Source organism: Salinivibrio sharmensis (assembly GCF_001995985.1).
GTDB classification, from domain to species: domain Bacteria; phylum Pseudomonadota; class Gammaproteobacteria; order Enterobacterales; family Vibrionaceae; genus Salinivibrio; species Salinivibrio sharmensis.
Window position 1 is genome coordinate 37,395 of the sequence record NZ_MUFC01000009.1, and the last position, 26,771, is coordinate 64,165.

At 48.4% G+C, this 26,771-nt stretch carries 24 protein-coding genes; 16 read left to right on the plus strand and 8 right to left on the minus strand.

The window, feature by feature from the left end:
* Positions 1-200 precede the first annotated feature (200 nt).
* On the plus strand, positions 201-1,073 hold the full coding sequence (gene phhA, locus BZG74_RS09930) for a phenylalanine 4-monooxygenase (protein ID WP_077772450.1): 873 nt from the start codon (positions 201-203) through the stop codon (positions 1,071-1,073).
* On the plus strand, positions 1,066-1,407 hold the full coding sequence (locus BZG74_RS09935) for a 4a-hydroxytetrahydrobiopterin dehydratase (protein WP_077772451.1): 342 nt from the start codon (positions 1,066-1,068) through the stop codon (positions 1,405-1,407). The genes phhA and BZG74_RS09935 overlap by 8 nt, the downstream gene beginning before the upstream one ends.
* A 168-nt stretch (positions 1,408-1,575) precedes the next feature.
* Here the strand turns inward: BZG74_RS09935 and BZG74_RS09940 are convergent, their stop codons facing one another.
* Positions 1,576-1,764 carry a restriction endonuclease subunit S domain-containing protein gene (locus BZG74_RS09940; protein WP_077606591.1) on the minus strand — a complete coding sequence of 63 codons (189 nt, stop codon included), beginning with the start codon at positions 1,762-1,764 and terminating at the stop codon, positions 1,576-1,578.
* A gap of 183 nt (positions 1,765-1,947) precedes the next feature.
* On the opposite strand from BZG74_RS09940, the gene BZG74_RS09945 reads away from it, so the two are divergent.
* The 5 genes from BZG74_RS09945 to BZG74_RS09965 all read left to right on the plus strand — a co-directional run bounded on the left by BZG74_RS09945 (position 1,948) and on the right by BZG74_RS09965 (position 11,937).
* Positions 1,948-3,156: an EAL and HDOD domain-containing protein gene (locus BZG74_RS09945; protein WP_077772452.1), complete on the plus strand. Its 1,209-nt coding sequence runs from the start codon at positions 1,948-1,950 to the stop codon at positions 3,154-3,156.
* A 2-nt stretch (positions 3,157-3,158) separates the two neighbouring features.
* Positions 3,159-6,623: an ATP-binding protein gene (locus BZG74_RS09950; protein WP_235605740.1), complete on the plus strand. Its 3,465-nt coding sequence runs from the start codon at positions 3,159-3,161 to the stop codon at positions 6,621-6,623.
* 123 nt (positions 6,624-6,746) lie between these two features.
* Entirely contained in the window at positions 6,747-7,784 is a 1,038-nt protein-coding gene (locus BZG74_RS09955) for an efflux RND transporter periplasmic adaptor subunit (protein WP_077772453.1), read from the plus strand.
* A complete protein-coding gene (locus tag BZG74_RS09960) occupies positions 7,781-8,875 on the plus strand; it encodes an efflux RND transporter periplasmic adaptor subunit (RefSeq protein WP_077772454.1) in 1,095 nt (364 codons plus the stop codon). The genes BZG74_RS09955 and BZG74_RS09960 overlap by 4 nt, the downstream gene beginning before the upstream one ends.
* Entirely contained in the window at positions 8,872-11,937 is a 3,066-nt protein-coding gene (locus tag BZG74_RS09965) for an efflux RND transporter permease subunit (protein ID WP_077772455.1), read from the plus strand. Before BZG74_RS09960 ends, BZG74_RS09965 begins: the two co-directional genes overlap by 4 nt.
* 308 nt (positions 11,938-12,245) lie before the next feature.
* On the opposite strand, the gene BZG74_RS09970 is transcribed toward BZG74_RS09965, so the two are convergent.
* Both BZG74_RS09970 and BZG74_RS09975 read right to left on the minus strand, forming a co-directional pair.
* Positions 12,246-12,728, minus strand: coding sequence for a PaaI family thioesterase (locus BZG74_RS09970; RefSeq protein ID WP_046075817.1), 483 nt, complete (start codon positions 12,726-12,728; stop codon positions 12,246-12,248).
* A 92-nt stretch (positions 12,729-12,820) separates the two neighbouring features.
* A complete protein-coding gene (locus tag BZG74_RS09975; RefSeq protein WP_077772456.1) occupies positions 12,821-13,366 on the minus strand; it encodes an NUDIX hydrolase in 546 nt (181 codons plus the stop codon).
* Positions 13,367-13,499: 133 nt separating this feature from the next.
* On the opposite strand from BZG74_RS09975, the gene BZG74_RS09980 reads away from it, so the two are divergent.
* Positions 13,500-14,819: a DEAD/DEAH box helicase gene (locus BZG74_RS09980; protein WP_077772524.1), complete on the plus strand. Its 1,320-nt coding sequence runs from the start codon at positions 13,500-13,502 to the stop codon at positions 14,817-14,819.
* Between the two features lie 672 nt (positions 14,820-15,491).
* Here the strand turns inward: BZG74_RS09980 and BZG74_RS09985 are convergent.
* The gene (locus BZG74_RS09985) at positions 15,492-15,689 is read right to left on the minus strand and encodes a hypothetical protein (protein WP_131825352.1); all 198 of its coding nucleotides are present in this window, start codon (positions 15,687-15,689) and stop codon (positions 15,492-15,494) included.
* A gap of 199 nt (positions 15,690-15,888) precedes the next feature.
* Positions 15,889-16,428, minus strand: a complete 540-nt coding sequence (locus BZG74_RS09990) for a hypothetical protein (RefSeq protein WP_235605741.1) — start codon at positions 16,426-16,428, stop codon at positions 15,889-15,891.
* A gap of 277 nt (positions 16,429-16,705) precedes the next feature.
* On the opposite strand from BZG74_RS09990, the gene aroG reads away from it, so the two are divergent.
* Positions 16,706-17,788, plus strand: a complete 1,083-nt coding sequence (aroG, locus tag BZG74_RS09995) for a 3-deoxy-7-phosphoheptulonate synthase AroG (protein WP_077772458.1) — start codon at positions 16,706-16,708, stop codon at positions 17,786-17,788.
* A gap of 78 nt (positions 17,789-17,866) precedes the next feature.
* Here aroG and BZG74_RS10000 read toward each other — a convergent pair whose 3' ends face one another.
* Together BZG74_RS10000 and BZG74_RS10005 are read right to left on the minus strand one after the other, a co-directional pair.
* The gene (locus BZG74_RS10000) at positions 17,867-18,292 is read right to left on the minus strand and encodes a DUF3069 domain-containing protein (protein WP_077772459.1); all 426 of its coding nucleotides are present in this window, start codon (positions 18,290-18,292) and stop codon (positions 17,867-17,869) included.
* A gap of 12 nt (positions 18,293-18,304) precedes the next feature.
* Positions 18,305-18,745 carry a bactofilin family protein gene (locus tag BZG74_RS10005; protein ID WP_077772460.1) on the minus strand — a complete coding sequence of 147 codons (441 nt, stop codon included), beginning with the start codon at positions 18,743-18,745 and terminating at the stop codon, positions 18,305-18,307.
* 219 nt (positions 18,746-18,964) lie between these two features.
* Here BZG74_RS10005 and BZG74_RS10010 point away from each other — a divergent pair, with 219 nt between their 5' ends.
* A complete protein-coding gene (locus tag BZG74_RS10010; protein ID WP_077772461.1) occupies positions 18,965-19,603 on the plus strand; it encodes a YceH family protein in 639 nt (212 codons plus the stop codon).
* A 5-nt stretch (positions 19,604-19,608) separates the two neighbouring features.
* Positions 19,609-19,887 (plus strand): GIY-YIG nuclease family protein, encoded by a 279-nt coding sequence (locus tag BZG74_RS10015; RefSeq protein WP_077772462.1) that lies wholly within the window; start codon positions 19,609-19,611, stop codon positions 19,885-19,887.
* Here the strand turns inward: BZG74_RS10015 and BZG74_RS10020 are convergent.
* Entirely contained in the window at positions 19,884-22,127 is a 2,244-nt protein-coding gene (locus tag BZG74_RS10020; RefSeq protein WP_077772463.1) for a putative bifunctional diguanylate cyclase/phosphodiesterase, read from the minus strand. The two genes, BZG74_RS10015 and BZG74_RS10020, sit on opposite strands and share 4 nt — an antisense overlap.
* 278 nt (positions 22,128-22,405) lie before the next feature.
* Here BZG74_RS10020 and BZG74_RS10025 point away from each other — a divergent pair, with 278 nt between their 5' ends.
* The 5 genes from BZG74_RS10025 to BZG74_RS10045 are packed head-to-tail and all read left to right on the plus strand — an operon-like array spanning position 22,406 to position 26,771.
* Positions 22,406-23,359: a YbgA family protein gene (locus BZG74_RS10025; RefSeq protein ID WP_077772464.1), complete on the plus strand. Its 954-nt coding sequence runs from the start codon at positions 22,406-22,408 to the stop codon at positions 23,357-23,359.
* Positions 23,349-24,179: a MerR family transcriptional regulator gene (locus tag BZG74_RS10030; protein WP_077772465.1), complete on the plus strand. Its 831-nt coding sequence runs from the start codon at positions 23,349-23,351 to the stop codon at positions 24,177-24,179. The genes BZG74_RS10025 and BZG74_RS10030 overlap by 11 nt, the downstream gene beginning before the upstream one ends.
* Positions 24,170-25,612 (plus strand): deoxyribodipyrimidine photo-lyase, encoded by a 1,443-nt coding sequence (gene phrB, locus BZG74_RS10035; RefSeq protein ID WP_077772466.1) that lies wholly within the window; start codon positions 24,170-24,172, stop codon positions 25,610-25,612. Before BZG74_RS10030 ends, phrB begins: the two co-directional genes overlap by 10 nt.
* Positions 25,609-26,049: a nuclear transport factor 2 family protein gene (locus BZG74_RS10040; protein ID WP_077772467.1), complete on the plus strand. Its 441-nt coding sequence runs from the start codon at positions 25,609-25,611 to the stop codon at positions 26,047-26,049. Before phrB ends, BZG74_RS10040 begins: the two co-directional genes overlap by 4 nt.
* Positions 26,046-26,771 carry an SDR family NAD(P)-dependent oxidoreductase gene (locus tag BZG74_RS10045; RefSeq protein ID WP_077772468.1) on the plus strand — a complete coding sequence of 242 codons (726 nt, stop codon included), beginning with the start codon at positions 26,046-26,048 and terminating at the stop codon, positions 26,769-26,771. The genes BZG74_RS10040 and BZG74_RS10045 overlap by 4 nt, the downstream gene beginning before the upstream one ends.

Below are 26,771 nucleotides of genomic sequence, written 5' to 3' on the forward strand. Positions count from 1 at the left end.
CTTTCTCAGATACTACGAGCCATGCAAGCACGCGGATCCCTCGAGGGTGAGGCATTCCCCGTAGCGATAGCCTTTCGGATGCGTAATGTAAAACAAATGTTACGCAATGGTAAAATCAAAACCATGGTGAGGAGATGATTTTCTCAGCAAAGTCGACGTAATCTGTGAGTAACGGAGACATTGCGTAAGGCTAAGGGCCGCTGTTTACGCGCGATTTTTACGCCAGACAACGACACAAGGCGGTGAACGTGAAACAGAGTAAATACGAATCCAAACCAGTTGATGAGCGGGGTCGTGTAGCCTGGTCGGCACAAGAAAACGATGTATGGCGCCAGTTAGTCACACGGCAGCTTGCGTGTATCAAAGACAAAGCGTGTCAGGAATATCTCGACGGGTTACGAATGCTCGACTTGCCGCATGACACGGTGCCACAGATCCCAGATGTGAATGCCGTGTTAATGCGAGAAACAGGTTGGCAAGTGGCTCCTGTGCCTGCATTGATCGATTTTGACCATTTTTTCGCCTTGCTGGCGGACAAGAAATTCCCTGCGGCGACCTTTTTGCGCACCAAAGACGATTTCGATTATTTGCAAGAGCCGGATTACTTTCACGAGATTTTTGGTCACTGTGCGATGCTGACTCACCCAGCATTCGCTGAGTTTACTCATATGTACGGCCAGCTCGGTAAGCAAGCCACGCCCAAAGAGCGCGTCTATCTTGCACGCTTATATTGGTTTACGGTCGAATTTGGTTTACTCAGTGACTCGCAAGGCAATCGCAGTATTTATGGCGGCGGGATCTTGTCTTCACCGGCGGAGACCGAGTACGCCTTTAATAGCGACAAAGCGGTGCGTAAGCCTTTAGAAGTGATAGATGTCATGCGCACGCCATATCGGATTGACATTATGCAACCCATTTACTTTACCATTGAGTCGATTGACGATTTATTTGCCATCAGCCAACGTGATTTGATTGCTGATGTGCATCAAGCCATGGAACTGGGCCTTCATGCGCCTTTGTTCCCGCCCAAACCGAAAAAGACAGAACAGCAAAAGGAAACGCAACATGTCTGAACTAACTGAGTTGAAATGTGAAGCCTGTAATATTGATGCCCCTTTGGTCAGCGCTGAGGAAATGCCGGTGCTGCTTAAAGACATTCCGCAGTGGCGCAAAGTAACACGAGATGGGATTGATCAGCTCGAACGTGAGTTCACCTTCCGCAACTTCAAGTTGGCGTGGGCGTTTGCCAACCAAGTGGCTGAGCTGGCTGAGCAAGAAGACCACCATCCTGCTATCTTGCTGGAGTGGGGTAAAGTGACCGTGACTTGGTGGTCGCATAAGATTAAAGGCCTGCACAAAAATGATTTTATTTGTGCGGCGAAAACCGACGGCATTGCCCCTGAGTAAACCAAAAACGCCCCGAGAGTGATCTCGGGGCGTATCTTTTTCGCTCACTTGCTATCTATCCCTGTCACGCAAGTATCAATCTTGCGCCGCCAATGCTTTTCATTGGCATAACTCTAAATAGAGCAAGATAAACTTCAAAAGTGACGCGGTCACTTTTTCGTGTTGTTCTTACTCTTCTTCGTCGCTTGCGTCTTTTTGCTTAACGGCAAAATACTGCGCCAAGATTTCATCGGTGAGCTCACCTTTCTCTTCAAGGGCTTTGAGCTTTGCCACAATCGCTTTTTGTTCGTCGAGTGATGGCAAAGTCTCTGGCTCATGCTCGGGCGCGTCATCGGCAAGTTGATTCAAAACATCCATAAATGTACCTCGTGATATGCTTAACGCAGAGCCTAGCAAAAATCGTGATTTTGCCCAAGCAAAAGACGAGCTATGCTGTTGTGATCGCGCTTAACACACTCAGTTACATCAAAAAAAAAGGCGCCATAACTCATACCTTTGGTCTACGTTTGTAGTAAGGGATTGTTTTAGGGAGAGTGAGTTGTGAGTGAAATTTTTTTTTCGTGCCAACCCATCTTTGACGAAGCGCAGAATCAATGGGGCAATGAGCTTCTGTTTCGGGAAGGTCAAGAAAACAAGTTTCCTTCAATTGATGAAGATACGGCGACATCGCGCATTCTCAGCGCCAATTTTCTATCAGGGAAAGAACTCGATGACAGCTTGCGGTACGTGGTGAGTTTTTCGGAGGCAGCACTGCTTGATGAGATCCCCTTTTCGATTCCAGTCAAATCATTAGTAATTTGTGTCACCGCAAAATGCGAAGCAACACCGATGCTGGTAAAGCAAATTGAGTCTTATCGCAAAGCGGGCTTTACTATCTTGGGGGATAGCGATGTCTTCAGCAGCCGCTGGCAAAGGCACTTACAGCTTTTCGATGTTGTTCGTGTGAGCATGGACTCAGAGAACTTGTCCGATTGGACGGGGTCGATTTCCAGTAATCCGGGTATGCGCTTTTTAGCCACGAAAGTGGAGAGTAATGAGGAATTTTTGTTGGCCAAGCATCTCGGGTTCAGCCTATTCCAAGGATATTTTTTCGAACAACCTCAAATTAAAAGTCATAGCGATGTGGCACCCTCAGTAATCAGTTTACTGGATGCGTGTATCGTGATTAATCGCAGCCCTCATGATATCGATGAAATCACAGAGGTTATCTCTCGCGATGTCTCGTTGCTCTACAAAGTTGTCACAAGCGCCAATATCTTAGCGAAGTCAAAAAAGAAGGCGATCACTAATCCCAAACAAGCGGTGGTGTACTTGGGGTTAGAGTCATTGCGGCGACTGATTTCTCTGTTGATTATGTCTAACATGAATCATCAAGAATGCTCACACTTGCAGAATGCGGCCATTCTTCGTGCCATTTTTATGCAGCAAGCAGGCCCATTAATGAACGATTTAGACCCTGATGAAGCTTTCTTGGTGGGTGCTTTTTCACTCCTTGACGCGATGCTTGGTATCCCCATGGAGGATGTTGTGAAGCAGCTTTCACTCGACCAAGAGGCCAAAAACGCATTGATGTCTCAGTCAGGACCTTATGGTGATCTCTTGGAACTATGTAAACATATTGAGCATGCGAATTGGGATTGGGTTGGGTCACTGTGTGAAAAAATGTCGCTAAGAGAGCGCGCGGTTTTAAAAGCGTTTGATAAAGCCCGATACCAAACCCAAACCCTGGCGGCGACAATGCAGGTGTGATCATGATGAATAAAGTAGGTATGCGGCTCGCTGTCATTTTAATTGTACTAGCTACCTTACTCTTGGGTGTGTTTGGTTATTACAATTATCATGTTGCTAAAGGTCGGCTTGAGTCTGATATGAATCAAGACATTAACTCTATTACTCAACGCCTAAAGCAACGTCTTCCTACTTTGATGTGGAATTATGATTTTAATAATGTTCAAAATGACTTAGACAGTGAAATGGGCTCTCGCTATGTCCATCGCCTTGAGCTGACGGATACCAATGAGCAATTTCGTTATGTGACCGACTCTAAAGGCATGCGGTCAAGTGATGAGCTAAAAGAAATCAACGTTCCCTTGGTCTATGATCAGGGAGAACAACCTGTGAATGTTGGCAGGCTGATTATTTATCAAGACAGTCGATATATCGATAAAGAGCTCAACACGGAAATAATTCGCACTGCTACGCAAATCATTCTGTTGAACTTGTTGGTTGGTTTTTTTATTTGGAAATACGCCAAGCAAATCAATCGCGCGGAACAAAGTCGAGCGTATTTAAATACGGTGATTCATAGTTACACTGATGCGTTATTAGTGCTGGGTGACAAGCACAGTATTATTACCATTAATGATTCGGCTAAAACGTTATTCGAGTTAGAATCTGTCCCCGATGAAGCGATCAGCCTATCTACGATTATTTCTCGCGTCAGCCCTAATTCACGCGGTTATTTTTCACAAGCGCTTTATGGTCTCGGTGGGCATTTGCAGCGGTCATACGAGATAGATACGGATCAAGGTGTCCGCATCGTGCAGGTCAAATCAACCCCCATCAAAGATGAAGACCCTAGAGCACTTAATGTGGCGATTATTCGCGATATCACTGAGCAGCACCTTGATAAACAGAAGGTATCTAAAGGGGCCGAGCTTTTCTCAGCCATGAAAAGCTTGCAAGACAAATTTCTAATCAGGGAAGACTTTGGTAAGAGCTTTCAGGATGTCTTGCAGATACTGCTAAGGATAGGTGAAAGTAATCATGGCATTATTGTTGAGGTAGGGCATAACGATGAAGAAGTAATAAACAACAATCTGCCTTATAAAGTGCTGGCACAAACTCGATTGGTGAAAAATGAGTTTATTGGTGAAGAGTTTGTGCGAGGACTCATTGAGGAAATTATCGAGACCAAACAAAGCAAACGTAGTCTGCAAATGGCGAGTGTAGCGGGGAATAATCAGAAAATGATTATTAATGTCTATGGTACGCCCCTATATATGTCTAGCCAGATGGTAGGGGTAGTGTGCTTGTTTGACGAGTCGACCACTTATAATGAAGAGCTTCAGGGGTGGATTGAGCCGATACTATCGAGTTTGAGCTCCATGGTGCACTTTGTGCAGCAGAAGGCACTTAATGACATGATTTCTCGAGAAATGGCACGGGCTAAAGAACAAGCCGAGCGGGCGAATGAATCAAAGACCAACTTCTTGGCAATGATGAGTCATGAAATTCGCACACCAATGAATGGCATTGTTGGCATGTCTAATCTTTTGATGGAGACCTCGCTCACTCAGCAGCAACGCTATTTTGTTGATACTTTACAGCATTCTTCGACTGCACTGTTGAATATCATTAACGATGTACTTGACTTAACCAAGATTGAAGCCGGCAAGATGACGCTCACCAAACAGTCATTGGATCTGGCGGAGCTTGTCCACGAATCTTTAAGTATTTTTACTGCAAAAGCAGCAGAAAAGCAGTTGCGCTTACATTGTTATATCGATCCTGATATGCCCTGTGACATTGAATTAGATGCCATGCGTTATAAACAAGTGATCATAAATTTGGTCGGTAACGCCGTTAAGTTTACTAAGCAGGGACACATTGCCGTGCGTCTATTCCAACGGCAAGCGAGCGATAGCTCGGTAACATTGGTCATGGAAGTAGAAGACACGGGGATCGGAATCCCAGAAGCCCGCCACGAAGCCATTTTTGAAAACTTTACGCAAGTCGATAATTCGTATTCACGCTCTTATCAAGGCACAGGGCTGGGCTTACCTGTCTGTCGTAAACTTTTACGTCTAATGGATGGCGATATCTCTATCCGCAGTCGGGAAAAACAGGGAACGACTTTCACTGCGGAAGTGCCCGTGACGGTGGCTAAGACTGACTCGACATTGATGTCAAGCCACGCACTTGACGAGAATATGACAGATAGCAAGGTTTACCTCGTTTCTGAAGACGCCATTTTGATTGAAATACTATCGAACTATTTAGAGCGTCTAAAGTTTGATTTAATCAACTATTCGGATGGCAGTGAGATTGCTTTTGATAACCCGAACCAAGCAGTGTTGATGATCGATCAGGACAAGATGCAAAGCTGTCAGCATTTAATCGGACAAGCGCATAAATCGGTTGCTATTAGCCATGATGGCCACCATGACACTGGCATGGCGACGCTGACCTGTCCAATTTATCACGCTGAATTATATCGTGTATTGACCGAAGATGAGAACGCATTGACAGAGCCCGGGCCTGTTGCTGGACAGTATGATCATATTCAATTCAATCTCAACGTTCTAGTGGCCGAAGATCACTTGGTTAACCAAGAATTGATTGACATTATTTTGTCCAAACTGGGCTGTCAGCGCGCGCTTGCCGTCAATGGTAAAGAAGCGTTAGAACTCCACAAGTCTTCGCCATTCGATATCATTTTAATGGATTGTCAGATGCCAGAAATGGATGGTTTTGAAGCGACACGAGAGATCCGAAAATTCGACAAAACCACGCCCATTTTGGCTGTGACAGCTAACGCGCTCTCAGGCGATGCAGAGCGTTGTGTGGAGGCGGGAATGAATGGGCATCTCGCTAAGCCATTCAGTAAAGATCAACTCATTGAATTGTTACTCCTATATGCCCATCCAGATGGGGTCAGTTATGGTGATAAGAATACTGACGAAGAGGAAACAACCTTGGATGATTTGGCCAGTGAGCACTTTACAGATGCATCCATAGATACAAACTCCTTACCAGAACCAGAACCAGAACCAGAACCAGAACCAGAACCAGAACCAGAACCAGAACCAGAACCAGAACCAGAACCAGAACCAGAACCAGAGCCGTCATCCGGAGGGAGCACAATGAGCGATACCTCACCCCCAATTGATATCCAGCATGTCAAAGACCAGATCGGTGATAGCATGGACTTGGTAAAAATGCTGCTTGATAAGTACGTAAAAAACCAAACGAATGATTTAGAGGCTTTGAAGACTGCATTTGAAGAGCAAGATATTGGTAAAATCAAAAAGCTTGCCCACAAAATGAAGGGGGCTGCGGCAATGATTGGCGCCAAAGAGCTATCACAAACATGTCTTGAGTTGGAGAAATCACCACATGATGAGTTGGAGGCGCTACACCCCTACCTCCAGCCTATAGAGGATCAGACTACACGCGTGATTCAACAGGCAGAGCATCTATCTGAAACATCTTGATACATTATGCGGCACTGGTTAGCATAGCAGTTAGCGCGGAATAAGATAAAAACAACGACCCATCAAAGACCTAGGGGCCGGCAAACGCTGTCGGATCCTGGGTTTTATTGTAAGGAAAAGCTGATGATAAAGCGTTTTGTATTGAGCGGTTGCCTCGCTCTCGTCCTAGCTGGCTGTGGTGAACCCCAGGTGTCAGCGCCGTCTGAAACACCGCCTCGGCCCGCCAAGTTACTGACCGTAGTCACCAATCAAGATGGGCTCGCCCGCCAATTTCCAGCTCAAGTTGAAGCGGATGATAAAGCCTTGCTCTCATTCCGGGTGTCAGGAGTGATTGAGTCAATGCCGATCAAAGCAGGTATGGATGTCGCGAAAGGGCAAGTGCTGGCGGCGTTAGACAGCCAGCAGTATCAGCTGCGATTAGATAAGGCGCGTGCCCAATATCAGCTTGCTCAGGTACAGTTTAATCGTGCCGAACGCCTGCATAACGATAAAGTGATTTCCGAACAAAGGTTTGATGAAGCCCGATCTGCTCTCAGTGAAGCTGCGGCAGGGCTGGAGCAAGCACAGACTAATGTGAACTATACCCAGCTCAAAGCGCCTTACGCTGGCACGGTGTCGCTGAGAGTGAAAGAGCAGAATGAGTTCGCGCAAGCTCAAGCGCCCGTATTACATATTCAATCCAAAGACATCATTAATGTCAGCTTCCAATTGCCAGAGCGCTATTTCCATTATTTTGACCAGCATGTAGACAGCTTGGTCCCCAGTGTATCATTCGATACTCATCCATCACGCCAGTTTTCTGCGCAGTTTAAGGAAATAGATACCGAGGCGGATCCTAAAACGGCCTCTTACCACGTCACTGTCAGCTTAAATCGGCCTGATGCTATCAATGTTTTGCCAGGTATGGCGGCTAAGGTGCATGTCATGATCCCTACCAAGTCACAAACACAAGTGCCCCAATCTGCCGTGCTCGATACAAATGAGGGGACAGCTGTATGGCGCGTTAATGATGAAGGTAACGTTAAGTTAACGCCGGTAACCTTGCGAGAGGGGCAAATAGTCTCAGGTCTGGAAAATGGTGATGTAATTGTTGCTACCGGTGTGAAAGCGCTTAAAGAAGGCGACCGTGTGAAAGCGTGGGTAAAGGAGAGAGGACTATGAGAGCAATACATGGACTGATTGGTGTCCTTGCGGTGGGGGCGCTGTTTGGGTGCCAACCGCAGAGTGAGTCTCAACCTGCTCCTTTACCGGTAGTGTCCACGTTTACCGTGAGCCAACAACAATTAAATGAACGGATCTCTTTCCCCGCGGTGGCAGCGGCGGCTGACAAAGCGACACTGGCTTTTCGCGTGCCGGGGGAAATACAAGCGATCAACGTAAAAGCGGGCGATCGTGTGAGCCAAGGACAAGTGTTAGCCCGCCTAGAACCTACCGATTATCGCTTAGCGGTGGAAAACGCGAGTGCGCGCTTTGATGTAGCCGACGCACAATACCGCCGCTCAGCACCTTTGGTAGAAAAAGGCATGCTGGCTCAGTCACAGTTTGATGAACTAAAAGCGCAGCGTGAAATTGCGCAGGCGGAACTTGCCTTGGCAAAACTGCGCTTGTCGTATGTCGAGCTCAAAGCGCCCGCAGATGGCGTGATATCGAAGTTGAACGCTGAGCCGTTTGAAACTATTGCGCCAGGCCAAGGGATCATGAATATCCATGACGCCTCGCGTGCTGATATTCGTGTGCAAGTACCGGATGTGTTATTCACCCAAAATACGGGCGCGAGTGCAGAAGAAGTACAAGCACGGCTCAAACCGAAAGTCTTGACTCAACAAGGACAGTCCTACCTAGCCACGATCGATGAATACACGGCAGAGCCAGATCCGAACAGTGGTGCGTTTGTGGTGACGCTAACCATGCCAATGCCGCAGGAGCAGTTTATTTTAGATGGCATGCCCGTACAGGTCAGCATCGCGAGAGAGGGACTACAAATGACACGGACCGGCCTCTCCGTGCCGATTGAAGCGGTGTTTAACCAAGATGGCGATCCCCTTGATAGGGCGCACAGTTATGTATGGATTTATGACGATAGTAAGCAAACCGTGAAAAAACGGCGGGTGAGTATGGGGCGCATTCATGGTCAGCGGCTAGAAGTGATCAGTGGCCTATCGAAAGGCGAGCGTATCGTGGTTGGTGGTGCCAATCATTTGTCTGAGGGGCAAAAAGTGAAGTTGGCGGCGAAAGAGGAACAAGGATCATGAAGCAGGGCGTAGCCGGGTATTTTATTCAAAATAAAGTCATTAGCTGGATGATCACGCTGATTTTTCTGATTGGCGGCACTCTTGCATTTTTGGGGTTAGGGCGGTTGGAAGACCCTGCTTTCACCATCAAAGATGCGATGGTGGTGACCAGTTATCCAGGTGCCACCCCCCAACAGGTAGAAGAAGAAGTCACTTATCCGTTGGAGAAAGCGGTTCAGCAACTGATCTATGTGGATGAAGTGCGTTCGATTTCCAGTCGTGGCCTGTCCCAGATCACGGTCAAAATGAAACCTAAATATCGTGCCGATGACTTGCCCCAGATTTGGGATGAACTACGACGAAAAGTGCATGATGCACGTGGTGAACTCCCTCCAGGGGTCAACCCGCCACAGGTCAAAGACGATTTTGGCGATGTGTATGGCATTTTGCTCGCGGTGACCGGCGAGGGGTATGGCTATAGTGAACTTAAAGACTACGTTGACTTTTTGCGTCGTGAACTCGAACTTGTCGATGGGGTTGGCAAGGTGCAAGTCAGTGGTACGCAGCAAGAGCAAGTATTTATTGAGGTCTCGATTCAGCGGTTAAGTAGCTTAGGGATCTCACCGGATACCTTGTTTAATTTATTGGCGACGCAAAACCTCGTGAGCAACGCAGGAGCATTGCGTGTGGGTGATGAATACATTCGCATTCACCCAACCGGCGAGTTTTCCTCCGTGGATGAGTTGGGCAACTTGATCCTCACTGAAGCAGGGTCACAAGGGCTGATTTATTTGCGCGACGTTGCCGAGGTAAAACGTGGATACCAAGAGGTACCGCGGCAGATCATTTCGTACAACGGCAAACAAGCGCTACAAGTAGGGATATCGTTTGCTGATGGTGTGAACGTGGTAGAAGTCGGCGACAGTGTGGATAAGCGTCTCGCGGCGTTGAACAGTGATCAGCCCGTGGGAATCAATGTTCATCATGTTTATAACCAACCCAATGAGGTCGATAGCTCAGTCAGCGGATTTGTCTCCAGTTTAGGCCAAGCGGTGGCGATTGTGATTATCGTGCTGCTCTTCTTTATGGGCCTGCGCTCAGGACTACTCATTGGTTTGGTGTTATTGCTGACGGTACTGGGTACGTTTGTATTCATGTACTACTTCGAGATTAACCTGCAACGCGTCTCTCTCGGGGCGTTAGTTATTGCCCTAGGGATGTTGGTGGATAATGCCATCGTGGTGGTCGAAGGGATACTCGTGGGCTTAAAGCGAGGGCGAACTCGTCTACAGGCGGCTCATGATATTGTGACGCAAACCAAGTGGCCGTTGCTTGGTGCAACGGTGATCGCGGTAACGGCTTTTGCCCCGATTGGCTTGTCAGAGGATGCAACGGGCGAATACTGCGGCACCTTATTTACAGTGTTATTAATCTCCTTATTGTTAAGTTGGTTTACCGCTATCACGTTAACGCCTTTCTTTGCCAGCGTGTTCTTCAAAGAAACACCGCTCGACGAAGGGGATGAGGGCAGTGATCCCTACAACGGGATTTTGTTTGTGGTGTATAAGCGTTTTCTTACCGCCTGCATGCATCACGCCTATATCACCTTGTTGGTAATGGTAGTGGCACTGGGGGCCAGTATTTATGGCTTCGGTCACCTCAAGCAGTCGTTTTTCCCAGACTCCACCACGCCCATGTTTATGGTCGACGTTTGGTTGCCAGAGGGCACCGATATTCGAGCAACACAAAGTACATTGGACGACGTGTCGAGCTGGCTGAGCAAACAACAAGGCGTCAACTATGTCTCGACCAGTGCCGGACAAGGCTCGCAACGTTTTATGTTGACCTATTCACCGGAGAAAACATATGCCGCTTATGGCGAGCTAATCGTTCGCGTTGACCAATACGAGCATGTTGAACCGACTATGGGCATGGTGCGCGAGCATGTTCGTAGCCAATACCCAGACGCGCAGCTTAAACTGAAGCCTATTTCCTTGGGCCCTGCTACCGGCTCCAAAATTGAAGCGCGTATTTTTGGTTCAGATCCCACCAAGTTACGCGCGATTGCTAAACAAGTAGAAGCGCGATTGCATCAGGATCCTGATGCGGTGAATATCCGTCATGATTGGCGTAATCGCACCAAAGTCCTTGAACCTACGTTTAATGAAAGTCAGGCACGACGCTACGGCATCACCAAAAAAGATGTCGACGAGTTACTGGCAATGACATTCAGCGGCAAACGGATTGGTGTTTATCGGGATGGAACCAACCTTATGCCGATCGTTGCACGGTTGCCCGATGAGGAGCGTGTGAACATCAATACCTTAGAAGGCATGAAAATATGGAGCCCGGTATTGAAAGACTACATTCCTTTACAGCAAGTCATTCTCGATTACGACATGCGTTGGGAAGATCCGATTATCATGCGTAAAAACCGAAAGAGAATGCTCACCGTGTTAGCCGATCCCGATCCGTTACGGGAAACCACCGCGGCCACCTTGTTAAGCCGCGTGCGTGCGGATATTGAGTCGATTCCTCTGCCTGAAGGTTACAGCATTGAATGGGGCGGGGAGCATGAATCTTCCAAAGAGGCGAAAGAGGGCTTATTTAGCATAATGCCGCTTGGTTATTTGTTTATGTTCCTGGTCACGATATTGCTGTTTAATTCGGTTAAAGAGTCATTGATCATTTGGCTCACGGTTCCCTTGGCGGTGGTTGGGGTCACTACAGGGTTGCTGTTGTTGGATACCCCGTTTGGTTTTATGGCGCTGTTGGGCTTTTTAAGCTTGAGCGGTATGCTGCTCAAAAATGGCATTGTGTTGATCGATCAGATCAATATCGAAGTGGCCAGTGGTAAGCAGCGCTATCAAGCCGTCGTCGATGCGGCAGTGAGCCGGGTACGCCCCGTGTGCATGACCGCCATTACCACTATTTTAGGGATGCTTCCTTTGTTGCCGGATGTTTTCTTCCGGCCAATGGCGGTGACGATTATGTTTGGGCTCGGGTTTGCCACCGTACTGACATTGATTGTGGTGCCTGTACTGTATCGTATCTTCTACCAAATTCGTTATCACCCTGAATAATCCCACTTTAAGCACCGTTTTGACGGTGCTTTTTTGTTCAACCTTAAGACAAAAGCGCCTGTGCATAACTTGAATTTCATCCACAAAAACGGTTGATAACTCGGTGAATTTCACCGGAATCTCGCGCTGTTATCGACGTTGTGTAAAGTCAATAATTTAACAGAGAATTCAGAACCAAAGTCACAATGATATTAGGTGTTATGTAACTGGTTGATTATAGTGTATTGATAACCAAGCCAGTCTATTGACGAGACAGACTGGCTGAAGGCGTGACAAAAAATAAAAGTGACAAGTGCGGTGGTGGGGGATTATTCGCCGATTTTTTTGACCGATAGCGTCAATTCAAAGGTCGCCATAGGCTCATCCCCGTGTAAGCTCGGGCATGTGGCCACAATGGTGACAGGCTGATTAACGCGATGACCCGTTTCGATTGATTCACTGATCATCTGGTTAATCTTGTCTCCATCGAGACAAGTAAACACCACGTCATCCTCTGGTCGTTTGTGAAAATCAGCATTGACGGATTTAAACGCTAAGCTAATTTTAACCCCGCGTTGCTCGGCCATGGCCATGGCAAGAAAGCCACCTGCGACATCAGCGCCAACCGCCAACGCGCCGAAATACATACTGTTGAGGTGGTTTTTGGTTCGCCGCCCCAGCGGGATTCGCATCGTGACATGCTTATCGTCGATGGAGAGGATCTTGGGGCGACACCAGCCGATCATGGGCACTTTTAAGAAGCCGAATAACGACAAATGTTGATTAGCGCGTGCTAACGGAGACGAGAACATAGACACTCCTTGTTATCTGGTCGTACCTGTCACGCTACCTCGGTGTTCAATTTGTCGTCAACATCTTGTTAACAAAGTTGTGGCCTAGTGCTTTATTTTTTCAGGGATTCGACGTCTATCGTTGGGATTAATCCACCACATAAGGCACGGAGAATAATGGCGCAGGTTTTGGTGTCTGTGATTTGTCCATTTGCAACGAGTGCCTGTAACTGGGAAGGGGTCACCCAATAAGGCGCAATAAACTCATCGTCATCTAATTGTGTCTGGGTGGGGGTGAGCGATTGGGCAATATAAAAATACTGCACTTCATCGCAAAACCCAGGTACAGGATGCGCGATGCCGAGCGGATGCCAGCAAGTCGCCACATAACCGGCCTCTTCTTCTAACTCTCTTTTAGCGGCGTCTAGCGGTGGCTCTTTCGTTTCCAGCGTGCCTGCTGGCGCTTCGATAATCCATTGATTGATAGCAGGGCGAAATTGCTTGAGCAGCAGTATATTGCCATCTTCTGACAGGGGTAATATCACGGCGGCCCCAGGGTGGCGTATGACGTGGTGTAAGTGGTGTAGACCATCAGGTGTTTGTGTATGCGCTTCCACCAAGCTGAGCTTTTTCCACTGGTAGCGTATCGTGTCATTCATGTTAGCGTGGCCCTCTGTTCGTGGCGTAATCAGTATTTTTGGTGCGGTGTTTTTTGCTAAAGTATGATAGCATTCGCCGCCTTAATTGGCGTGTGCACGCCTTTTGCTTTTGATTTACCTTTGGAGTGATACCTTGCAATTTGACGATCTGGGACTCGATAGACGCTTACTGTCGCTTATTGCCCACCGTGGATTTGAACAGCCAACAGACATTCAACGTCAAGCCATTCCCGTTGTAATGGCTGGCAAAGACTTATTGGCCTCTTCAAAAACAGGGTCGGGGAAAACCCTGGCGTTTTTGTTGCCAGCTATGCAGCGTGTGTTGCGTTCTAAACCCCTCAGTCGTCGTGATCCGCGTGTTTTGATCTTGGCGCCGACTCGTGAGCTAGCAAAACAAGTGTATGGTCAGCTGCGTATGCTGACTAGCGGTACCAGCCATAAACCGGCTTTGGTACTCGGTGGCGAGAATTTTAACGAGCAAGCGAAGGTGTTTCGCCAGTCGCCAACCTTTGTGGTCGCGACACCGGGTCGATTAGCGGATCATCTTGAACAACGCCATCTGTCTTTGTCGGGACTGGAAATGCTGATCTTGGACGAAGCGGATCGCATGCTTGATCTGGGCTTTAAAGCGCAGCTCGATACGGTTAACCAACATGCTGATCACCGTTTAAGGCAGACACTGATGTTTTCTGCAACCTTGGATCATCAGCAAGTGACAGACATCGCAGCGGGGATGCTCAAGTCTCCCAAACGTGTTGCCGTGGGAGAAATTGAAGCGTTACATGGCGATATTGAACAACACTTTGTGCTGAGTGACCACCTCGACCATAAACATGCGCTGCTTGAGCAACTGCTCAAAGCCAATGCGCACAAGCAAGTCATGATTTTTACCGCGACGCGTGCTGACACAGAGCGTTTAGCGGAACGTTTTTCTCAGGCTGGCTACCAAGCGATTGCACTCAGTGGCGAATTAAACCAAGCCACACGCAGCCGAATCATGAACGAGTTTGAGCGTGGGTTTCACGAGGTATTGGTGACCACGGACGTGGCATCACGTGGTTTAGATTTGATGAATGTGTCCTTGGTAATTAACTTCGACATGCCAAAACATGCGGAAGAATATATTCATCGAGTAGGGCGTACCGGTCGTGCTGGACAAAAAGGTTTGGCATATTCATTGGTCGGGCCCAAAGACTGGCGTAGCTTCAAAAACATCGAAGGGTTTTTGCAGCAAGAGCTCGCGTTCACGACGGTTGAAGGCTTTGAAGGGAAATTTAAAGGCTTTAAAGAGAAAAAAGCTGAAAAAGCAAAACCTTCAAGATCAGCTAAACCCAAAAAAGCTCCCGTTAAGAGCAAGAAAAAGGCGCCAAAAAAACGAGATAGAAGCTTTTATACCAACGTGCCGGTTGGTGACGCGCCTTTGGTAAAAAAGAAGTCCAAACCTGAGTCTTAATCGAGCTCTAATGGCTGAGCGTGTTGGCGCTGACCATTAAACACTGACACTTCCGCTATACCAAATGGTGTAGCGGAACCTCTCGACTACGCAATATAACGATTGCTCTGCCACTTTAACGCTACTTTGAAGGCATAGGCCGAGTATGAAACCTCTCTCCATGATTTATCTCTGTCTTTGCCTCAATATCGTGGCAATCTCCCTAACGAGAGGCGTCATCGCTTAAACATGACGTATCGCTAGCAGTGAAAGCTGCGCTTTGTCGCACCACAAGATGTTAAGTGATGAAACTTTATGCGTTCAAGTGTCAAGTTGGCCAAAAAACTCACTTTTCTTTGCGTGAGATCGATTCTATGGCTGATTTTGCAGTGATTTATCCGTAAACTACGCCCATCTGTTGGAAAGCGCTCATCCTTTGAACAGTTTGGGTTGCTGAAAACGCGTATCGCTCTGTCTATCATCTTTTAAATTGGGAAATTTGCTGTGGAAACTGCACTGGTCGTTGCTTTTATCACTGCTGCGGCGTGGATTGTTCGCCGTGAACGTGCTGCACAATAATCTGCTGATTGAGCCCTTTTATACACTCGTTTTATTCAGCAAAAGCGAAAAGCCTTCTCCATGGAGAAGGCTTTTTTATGCTTATAAGATGCTTATAAGTGTCGATGTTCTGGATCAGTTGTCGTAATAGTCGCCGTCTGACACTTCATGAAAGTCTTCTACTTGGCTTGCGGCTTGAAAGTCAGCAGCAGGTTTGAGTTGACGTCGTCGTAGCATCGTTACTTGCTCTTCCAAGCGATGAGCGGTTTCAATATTGCCTTCTTGATAGGCCTCTTGGATTTTTCTTTCAAATTCATCAATACGTTGAGTCATCACCATCGTTATACCCTCCGACAGTTCCCACGCACAATCACAGCGAGCATCGCTGTGGGAGTTGCACCACGCACTAAGACGCCCGCCTTGTAATAGCGATTACGTCCATACTTTAAAATTAGTTTAGATTGACAATATAACCAGTGAGAGAGGTCACACTGGGCGGTAACACAAGGGAGTAGAGGGTTACCGCTCGCTATTAATACAGGTATCTGACAGAAAAGATCAAGCGATTTTGTTCCAAACCATTGGCACGCCACGTTGCGCCTAACGACAAGGTTTCGGTGGAGTGAAAGCGCCCGCCAATTTCTACTAAGCTGGTGGTGTCGTCTTGATCAAAGATGATAGAACCGACGTACAAGTTGGCCTCAATTGGTGGGGCTACCCAGCCGCGCAATCCGGCACCAATTACCGTGGCAAAATCACCGGTATCGTGCTTGTCGTCGTCTGGCCGCCTAAACCAAGCGCCCTCCAGCTCGCCATACACATCGACAAACTGATTAATTGGAGCATGAAACCCCACACCGCCCGAGGTATACCAGTCTCCTTCGAACTGCGTATCCCCTTTCGCCACGAAGTGTGCGCCTTCCGTAAATGCAAAACGTCCCAGCCCGCCAATCCCACTAGGATTTGCAAGGACGTTGACTTGAATATGGTTGTAATCAAAATTGGTCGCATGTGCAGCGGGTACGGACAGGGTCATGGCCAATAGTGCCGCTTTACTGAGGCGTGAGATCACAGCATTTACTCCATTTGCATTTAACATCAGTGTAATAGCTTCAACGCAGTCAGTGCAATAACTTAGCCGATCTTGCGCCCATATTTAAACCACAACGCACATTACGAGCCTTAATCTACGGGTTTTGATGTGTCAACATTTTGTTTGATTTAGATTTTATCTGTTGCGTAAAAAAATATTTGCACAAAAGAATATGGCGGGTTAGCGTAGGAGTCCAACAACGAAAACGTGGCAGTCAGCTACGTGAGCCCGCGACACGCAAACACAGGATTAGCCCATGAGTGTACACCCAACGGATGACGTTAGAATTGACCAAATAAAAGAACTCCTTCCACCTATTGCTGTACTGGAAAAGTTTCCAGCGACCGACGCGGCGGAACACACTGTATTTAATGCACGTCAGGCGATTCATAAAATCTTAAACGACCAAGACGATCGTTTGGTTGTCGTTGTGGGGCCTTGTTCTATTCACGATCCCAATGCGGCGCGTGACTACGCCAGAAAACTTAAACAGCTGCGTGAGACATTGAGTGCTGATTTGGAGGTGGTGATGCGGGTTTATTTTGAAAAGCCGCGCACGACGGTTGGTTGGAAAGGCCTGATTAATGACCCGTATTTAGACAACAGTTTCAAAATTAATGATGGTCTGCGACTAGGACGTAACTTACTGTTAGATATTGCGGATTCTGGTTTACCTGCGGCGGGAGAATTTCTTGACATGATCACGCCACAGTATATGGCCGATTTAATTAGCTGGGGCGCGATTGGGGCGCGGACTACAGAGTCTCAGGTGCATCGCGAACTTGCCTCTGGGCTATCATGTCCCGTTGGGTTTAAAAATGGCACAGATGGGAATATCAAAATTGCCACGGATGCGATTCGCTCAGCGAGTTCACCGCACCAGTTTTTATCGGTGACCAAATATGGACACTCTGCGATCGTCGCGACCGCAGGTAATGAGGATTGCCATCTGATTTTGCGTGGAGGCAAAACGCCTAACTATTACGCGGGGGATGTCGATCAGATCTGTGGGGCGCTGGCTGATGCTGGTTTACGGCAAAAATTGATGATTGATTTGAGCCATGCCAATAGCAGCAAACAATACCAAAAGCAGAAAGAAGTCAGCGAAGATGTGGCGGGACAAATTGCTGCAGGCAACAAAGCCATCTTTGGTGTGATGATCGAGAGTCATCTCGTCGAAGGTCGCCAAGATTTAACCGACGATCAGTCGCTTACCTATGGTCAAAGCATTACGGACGGTTGTATTGGTTGGGAAGATACCGAGAGAGTACTCCATCAGTTGGCGGCCTCTGTGCGTGCACGCCGCGAAAAGACCGCGCCATTCAGTGAATCCGCTTAATCGCGTCTGTTTGGTCACAAAAAAGCCCCCAACGAGTGGGGGCGAATCACAGAGGTCAGTGCATGGCACTGGCCTTTCCTATTTTTGGAAAATAGCTTGAAACTCGCGTTTTAATCCAGGCTTTAAGCGTGCTTGTTTCAGTTGCTTCGATAAATCTTTGACACAAGAGCTGAGCACATCATCGAGAATTTGCGCTTTGTAGTTGTCGCGCTCTTCATCAGACATTTCACTTAAATCAACTTTTTCAAGTTCGCTCAATGCATCGATACCCGCATAGCTTTGGCTTATGGCGACGAGTGCATGAAATTGATCATAGTTGTCGAGAATGTTTTGCGCACTGGCAGGCAGCTTTTCCCACGCCTCTTTGACACTGGCACTGGACGCGTCATGTACAGAGGCGATCATCGTGTACATGGCTTCTGGGGCTTGCTCATAACGGATCACGCATTGTAGCTCAGGAGAAAAGCTATCAAAGCTGACCGATGGTTGATTAGAGTCGGACATTCACAGGCTTCCTTACGACTGTTTCGAGGAGGGTGGATGAACTTTTTTGTCTTTGCTTGCTTTATCGTCTGATCTTGCTTGTTCTGCTAAGGGTACTACGGTATCTGTTGATAGAGTGGCACGGTTCTCACCGGCAAGAAGCCCACCTTTTTCAATAGTCAGTTGCTCGGTATTCAGCACGCCTTTCATTTTTCCTTGAGAGAGAATATCGATAGCATCTGCATCACATTGCCCCTCTACCAAGCCATTGATGGTGATATGCTTAGCGTTGATGGTACCACGAAAGTGGCCCGTTGCTGAGATAACAACGGCGTTAGCCTGGGTGATATTGCCTTCCCCAAATCCATCAATTTGAATATCACCCTCAAGATCAATATCGCCAACGACCTTACAGTTTCTGGCAACGATCGATAAGCCATGATTCGGGGTAGACTTTGAACTAAACAGACCCATGTCGTGCACTCCACATACATCATTTTGGTCAAGTATATCATTAGCTGTGCACAGATGGTGGCGCTCTGGTGTACAACCCGATGCGTAAGATGTGATCCTGCTACCAGTATTGGTGATCGTCACCTCGGGTGGATTATTGCGCGGTTATCGGCGCAGTGATTGCTTGCGTGACATTCAGTTGATATAACTCGATGAAATCGACTAAATGAGATCATCGCTATGTCAAGGACACTCTCACCGTATCAGCAACGTGTCATCGGTTGTTTACTTGAGAAAGAAGTCACCACCCCGGATCATTACCCGCTCACACTCAATGCGCTGACCACCGCTGTGAATCAAAAGAGTAACCGAGATCCTGTTTACGAGATGTCGGAGTCAGAGGTGTTAGATATCGTAAATGCACTAGTCGAAATGCGGCTGGTGAGCCCGCAAGAGGGCAGCGGTAGTCGTGTTGCCAAGTATCAACATCGTTTCTGTAATACACAATTTGGCGACCTCACCCTCAGTGAGCCACAAAAAGCGATCCTATGTGTCATGCTATTGCGAGGCGCTCAGACGCCCGGAGAGTTGAGAACCCGCACACAGCGCCTCTATGCTTTTAATCGGGTCGAAGATGTCGAGAGCACATTGGCTGACATGATGGCGTCAAACTGGGTAAAAAAATTGCCGCGTGAGGCCGGAAAGCGAGAGTCTCGCTATCAACACTTGTTCTCCGACGGCGCCGACACGCCGGAGATCCCCGCGTCGCAAGAGGAATCAGAACCGACCACCGATACATCTTTGGTGATGCGAGTGAGTGCGTTGGAGAAAGAAGTGGCGGATCTCCGTCAAATGTTAGAGGCTGTTTTGGAGCGATAACGCCTATGGATACGCCTTGGTTTGTTTATTTGATTCGAACGCGCCAGGGGCAGCTTTACTGTGGCGTCACAACGGATGTCAGCCGGCGATTAATACAACATCGCCAAGGTAAAGGCGCACGCGCGCTACGAGGGAAAGGACCGCTATCACTGGCGTGGCAATCGCAACCGATGGAAAAGCGAACGGCGATGCAGCGCGAATGGCAAATAAAGCAATGGCCGAAGCAGCGTAAGGAAGCGCTATGTGCACGCTTTTGTTGTGTGCATGACAGTGGTGTTGATTAATTAAATAAGCGAGTGATGGGTTGTGACTGCGTGAGCAGCGCACTCAACTGATGGATATTCATTGAGGGGTAATAAAGGTGCCCCTGCGCGTAGCGGCACCCCAGGTCAAACAAAAAGTCACGCTGATCTTCACGTTCCACACCTTCAGCGACCACTTTTAGTTTCAGCAATTGCGCCATGTTAATGACGGCTTGGCAAATCACGATATCGTCTTTGCAGTGAGGCAGATCGGCGACAAAACTGCTATCGATTTTGACGGTGTCCACCGGGAAATGCTTAAGATAGGCCAGAGATGAGTACCCGGTGCCAAAATCGTCAATCGCCAAGGAAACACCTGCTGCCGCGAGGGTATGTAAGGTATGTTGGTTTTGGCTAAGGTTCTCAATGAAAACTTGTTCTGTCAGTTCAATTTGCACACGTTCTGGCGGAACTTGATGGCGTTCAATGGCGCGTAGAATGGTATCAGCAAGAAAGCTGTCTTGAAATTCATGCCCAGAGATATTTATCGCGACAAATGGGGGAGCACAGTGCTGCGCCAGCAAGGTTGCATAGGTTTCTAATGCCTCATTGACCACCCAAGTGCCTAACTGCCGCATAAGTCCAGTGTCTTCTGCGGTGCGGACGATGGTATCGGGAGAAATCACCGCGCCCTCTGTATCTTGCCAGCGTACTAAGGCTTCAATCCCCGCAATGCTGTGATCTTTTAGATCGATTTGCGGCTGAAAATGTAAGCTCAACTCGTTACCCTGAATCGCTTTGCGGATGGCGTACTCGGTATCCTTTTTCTGATGCAGGTGGTCTCGCATTGCCATTTGGAACACCACGACTCTGTGATGAGAGAGTTGACGAGCGCGATGCGCCGCGGTGTCTGCGTGACGCAACAGTTCCTGAGCGGGCATGGAGGCATCGTAGCGATAACTAATGCCGACAGCGCAGGCCACAATAATCTCCTCTGCGTCGTGGAAGAAGGGTTGCTCAATGGCTTTTCGGATCCGTTTTGCGTAGATCTCCGCTTTTAGCGGTGAAAGCTCGCTGCCGACAATCGCGAATTGGTCGTCGCTGATTTTTGCAATATAGTCATCGGTTTGCCTAACGCGTTGTAGGCGTTGTGCCAATTCAATTAAAAGCTGGTCATGCACGGCTTGCCCATACAGCTCATTGATCTCTTTCAAATTATCAATGTCCACACAGATCAGCGCCAGATCGTGGGAATGCGCGCTAGATTCATGCACACGCTGCTGAATATAGCGAGTAAGGGCATGACGGTTGGGCAGATACGTCAAGGCGTCGTGATTCGCGATAAAATGTAGCTGCTGCTCGACGTCTTTGCGTTGCTCAATTTCATTTTTTAAATAGTCAATCGTGGTCTGCGCCGCCCGGCGAGACATCAAGTTCACCTCCGCCAAATACAAGGCAACGCCCAATAAAAGAGCCACAAGCATGCCGGCGATATAAATCAGAATGGGTAATGAAATAAATTGACTGGCGCCTGGCTCTTGCCAAAGCGCTAGCTGCATAGCGGGTTGCGTGCTCGCTAAGGTTAAAGGTACCGAACCAACCGCGGCAAACGGCGAAATAGTGTCTCCGCGCAACACGGTTTTGTTTGCCCAGCGGGTCATGGTGAGGTGTTGATGTTTATTGAGGTAGTCGGACGCAACTTCGTCAACAAGCGCGTCAAGATTAATGACTGCGCCAAGATAGTAGCTTGGCTCTGTGCGGCTATGACTGTAAATCGGGTAAGCAATTCGCCAATGGGCGAGATCGGGCTGATCCGCTTCAAGCTGACCCTCTGGCTCGCCCACTACGTCAAATGAAAAACGCGGTTTATTATGGCTGGTATCTGCGTGTGTTTGCCAACTTATTTCTCTTCGACTGTCCGCCCAAAACAATGATGAAATATAGGCACTGTCTTGTTGGGTTTGTTGCACCAAAGCGTGCCATGTCGAGAAGGTCGAGGGCACATCTAACTCAATGTTACTGGCTAATGAACTAAGCCGTGTGAGTTGGGTGTTTATGCCGCGTTCGACGGCGCTAGACAAGGCTTGAACTTCCACACTGAGAAGCTTTTCAGTGCGTTGCGCTTGTTGTGATTGGGCAGCCTGATACAACAAAAACGTCGTGACGAGCACACCAAAACAGACGAGTGCGATGAAAATAATCGCACGTCCACGAGGCTGTGCCGGCCGCCTGGCAAGTGTGAGTGGATCCTCGTTGTGTTCGTTGCATGTCGATAAAGGCATAGGGCCTGCGCGTAGGGCTAATGGTGATAACCAGATAGTTCCAGTGTAGTGCTAAGAATGGGTGATTGCGCGTATCAATACTGAGACAGTGGTCGTCAGCTTGCTGCCAACAAAATCTGGGCGTTAACCCAGTGGCTGACGTGGACACGACATGGTCCTTACTTGTACAARTAATTTTTTTTGTACAATTTTGATCTATCTTCTACGCTTAGTTGTACAACATATTATAAATGTACAACTCCGTAGCAAATGCTGCGCGGTCAGTGTAGAGGTGAGACATGTCATTCCCTGTAGGTGTTAGCGCCTGTGTTATTGGCGAAAAAGTGCGATTTGACAGTGGTCATAAACGTAGCCCATTTGTCACCAAAGAGTTGGCACCGTATGTAGATTTTGTGCCAGTGTGCCCCGAAGTCGGAATTGGGCTCCCAGTGCCGCGCCCCGCCATTCGCTTGGTCGACAAAGGAGATTTGTCGGTCAGGTTAGTCGAAACCAAAGATCAACAAAAAGACTACACGGACAAAATGCAGGCGTTCAGTGAGCAAAAAGCGGAAGAGCTGGCGCACAAAGCACTGCGTGGCTATATAGTCTGTGCCAAGTCACCGACTTGTGGCATGGAGCGGGTAAAAGTCTACCGCGAGAATGGTTACGCCTCAGATATTTCCGGGGTAGGGCTTTACACTCAGGCACTGATGGCGCGCATGCCTTGGTTGCCTGTTGAAGAAGATGGCCGGCTTAACGATCCTATTCTCAAAGAGAACTTTGTTTTTCGGCTGTTTGCGCTTGATGATCTTTACAAGAGTGTCGAGCAAGGGGTGACTAAGAAAGCCCTCGTTGATTTCCACTCACGCTATAAGTTGGTACTGATGGCGCATTCGCCCGAAAAATACCGTGAACTTGGGCGATTTATGGCCAACATTGGCCATTACGATCTGGATCGCTTTTTCGAGCAGTACCGCACCGCGTTTATGCAAGCCATTGCCATTCGTGCGACGCGTAAAAAACACACCAACGTGTTAATGCACCTGCAAGGCTATTTTAAAAACAACCTCGATAAACATCAGAAAGCTGAGTTAGCGAATCTTATCCATGCGTATCGTCAGGGCACCATGCCTTTATTAGCACCGCTGACGTTGATTTCGCATCATCTTCATAATCACCCCGATGAGTACTTAGCTAACCAAGCTTATCTCAAGCCTTATCCTGATGCGCTGAGGCTTCGCTATGGCCTATAAGACACCTCACACTCTGACTATCAGCCAAGTGGCTGAGCAGACAGGTGTTAACCCTGTCACGCTGCGCGCATGGCAACGGCGCTATGGATTGCTTTCACCGGAGAGAACGGCAAAAGGGCACCGGCTTTATCGCCAGGAAGATGTAGAGACTATCGCTCATATTCTCCAGTGGTTAGATAAGGGGGTGCCGATCAGCAAGGTTAAACCTCTGCTTGCTCACAGTCCTACGGCGGCCGACACGGAAGACGACAGCGTGGCACGTGAACTGATTGACTGTATTCATACATTCTCAGTCAAACGGCTCGGGAAAGTCCTAGACATGATTTTAAAAGAGTATCCCTTTTATTGGTTAGTTGAACATGCCTTTACACCGGTCGACCAATGGTTAGGTGACGAGGAGGAAGCGGTTCGTTTATTACAGCGCGATCTGTGGCATAGCGCTGTGATTGAGCGATGCCGAACGGCGCTGGCGGCAAATGCCAAACGACATGCCCAGTCTCGATGCTGGCTTGTCTCATTAACTGTCACCAATGAATACCAACGCGTGCTTATGGCGATGGCACTCAACGATAAGGGTTACAGTGTCACAATATTGTCCAGTCCGCATCAACAATTGAATTTGGTCGTTGAGGTGATGCGCGAGCAGGGGGTGACAACATTGGCCTTGATGGCTAATCGTCGTCTCGATCGCGCCCAAATCAATCAAGTACGCCTTTGTCTTGCTCAAAATGACATTGACGTTGTGAGCCAAGCTTTTATCTGCTCCGTACACGGTGATGAGCTCGAAGAACTTAAGGAGAACAAAACGTTATGCATCTAGTCTGGTTTCGGCGCGATTTACGTGGGCTGGATAACCGAGCGTTGAGCGCAGCCAGCGACGCGTCCGATCCCGTGGTCGGGATATTTGTTGAGACACCGGAACAGTGGGCGTCACACCAGCTTGCCCCCAAACAAGCGGGCCTTATCAAAGCTCGGCTAGAGGCGTTACGTGAAGAGCTTAGTGCGCGAAATATTCCCTTAGTGGTTGAGCGTGCAGCTGATTTTCCTCAATCGGCGGAAAAAGTGGCGGATTATGCCCACCGCATTGGTGCAACAGCGGTGTTTGCTAACAAGGAATATGAACTTAATGAAAGCAAACGTGATGAACAAGTGTGCGCAGCGTTAGCAAACAAAGGCATCGCATGGTATGCCTATGATGACCGCAATTTGTTTGCACCAGGCACCATAAAATCGGGAAAAGGCGAACCGTATAAGGTGTTCACGCCCTTCAAAAAAGCCTGTCTACGTGCTTTAGACGGCATGGATGTTTCACCCTGCCAAAAACCATCCAAACGCGAGACAAACGCGGCTATCGACACGATCTTTTCACAGCTAAAACCGATTCACTTTGATTATCCGACTGAGGATGTCTCGGACTGGGCGACCGATGAGACAGGGATCCTCGAGCACATGCGTCGTTACTGCCGCGAGCAAGTGGCTGATTATAAAAGACAGCGTGACTTTCCCGCGGTTGATGCCACCAGTCAGCTTTCTCCTTATTTGGCCATTGGCGCGTTATCTCCACGTCAATGCTTGGCGCGTTTACAAGAAGAGCAAGCCGATTGGCGCGAGCCCGATACAGGGGCAGCTACCTGGCTTTCGGAACTTATTTGGCGTGATTTCTATCAGGAAGTGAGTGCACAAAATCCGGCAATCAGCAAAAAGTATAGCTTTATAGCTTGGGGCGAATCAGTGGTATGGGATAACGACCCTTCCTTGTTTGAGGCTTGGAAGACGGGAAAAACCGGTTTTCCCATTGTTGATGCCGCGATGCACCAGCTTAATCAAACAGGCTGGATGCATAACCGATTGAGAATGATTGTGGCCAGCTTTTTGACTAAAGATCTGCTTATCGATTGGCGCTGGGGAGAAGACTACTTTATGTCCAAGCTGATTGATGGCGATTTTGCCTCTAACAACGGGGGCTGGCAATGGTCTGCGTCGGTAGGGACCGATGCTCAACCTTACTTTCGGATCTTTAATCCGACCACACAGGGAGAGCGGTTTGATAGTGATGGGCGCTTTATTCGTCGCTGGCTCCCCGCGCTTAAACAGGTGCCGGGCAAGCATATTCACCAGCCTTGGCAATGGGCGGATCAATACGCCCAAGCGCTAGATTATCCGCGTCCGGTGGTGGATCACGCCACTCAGCGCAAAAAGGCGCTGGCCATTTTTGAAGCGGCGAAGAATCAGCCGCAGGAGCAAACACCATGACTCGTTCGCCAACCCATGCTGGTGTGTCACAGTTTGTGACGACCTATCAAGCGCTCAATAAAGATAACTTGTCATCACTGGCGACGATTTATCACCCCAAGATTGTGTTTGTCGACCCAGCGCATGAGATAACCGGCTTAGAGGCGTTTATCCAGTATTTTTCGCTGCTGTACGAAAACGTAACAGATTGTCAATTTCATATACACACGACCGCGGTAGACGGAGACGATGCCTTTGTGACCTGGACCATGATGTTATCGCACCCCAAGTTGGATGGGGGGAAAACGCGACAAGTTCAGGGCTGCTCTCACCTACGTTTTTATGACGGCAAAATCATTCGGCATCGTGATTACTTCGACTTAGGTGAAATGCTGTACGAAGCGCTACCTGTGATAGGTCGCCTGCTCAAACATATCAAAACGAGGCTAGGACAATGAAACACGTATTGATCACCGGCGCCACGTCGGGAATTGGTGAGCAATTGGCAAGAGACTATGCGCGTCAAGGTTGGCAGGTGACAGCCTGTGGGCGAAACCAAGACAAGCTTAACGCCATGGCTAGCGATCACGCATCATTAGACGCATTGGCGTTTGATGCCACAGATGGCGAACAAACGCATCAAGCGCTGAGTAACTTAAGCGTCTTTCCCGATTTGATTATTCTAAATGCGGGAACGTGTGAATACATCGACCATGGCGAAATCGATGTGGCGCTGTTTAAACGCGTTTTTGATATTAACGTTTTTGGCGTACTGAACTGTATTGAAGCGTTGCAAGCAAAATTCACTGACAACACCCACCTTGCCATTGTCGGCTCGTCGGCCAGTTATATGCCGTTGCCACGCGCGGAGGCATACGGAGGATCGAAGGCGGCGATCAGCTACATCGCCAACACGCTATCTGCTGACTTGGCACACCGAGGGGTGACGGTGTCACTTATTTCACCGGGGTTTGTAAAGACACCATTAACCGACCAAAACGACTTTTCGATGCCAATGCGCATTACGGTGGAGCAAGCCTCTGCCGCTATTCAAAACGGGTTGGCTAAAGGGAAAACGGAAATCCATTTTCCGCGAAAATTTACCTTTATTCTCAAGTTTCTCGCGCTATTGCCTATGTCCTGGCAGCGAGCCCTCGCACGACGTATGACAAGGAACTAA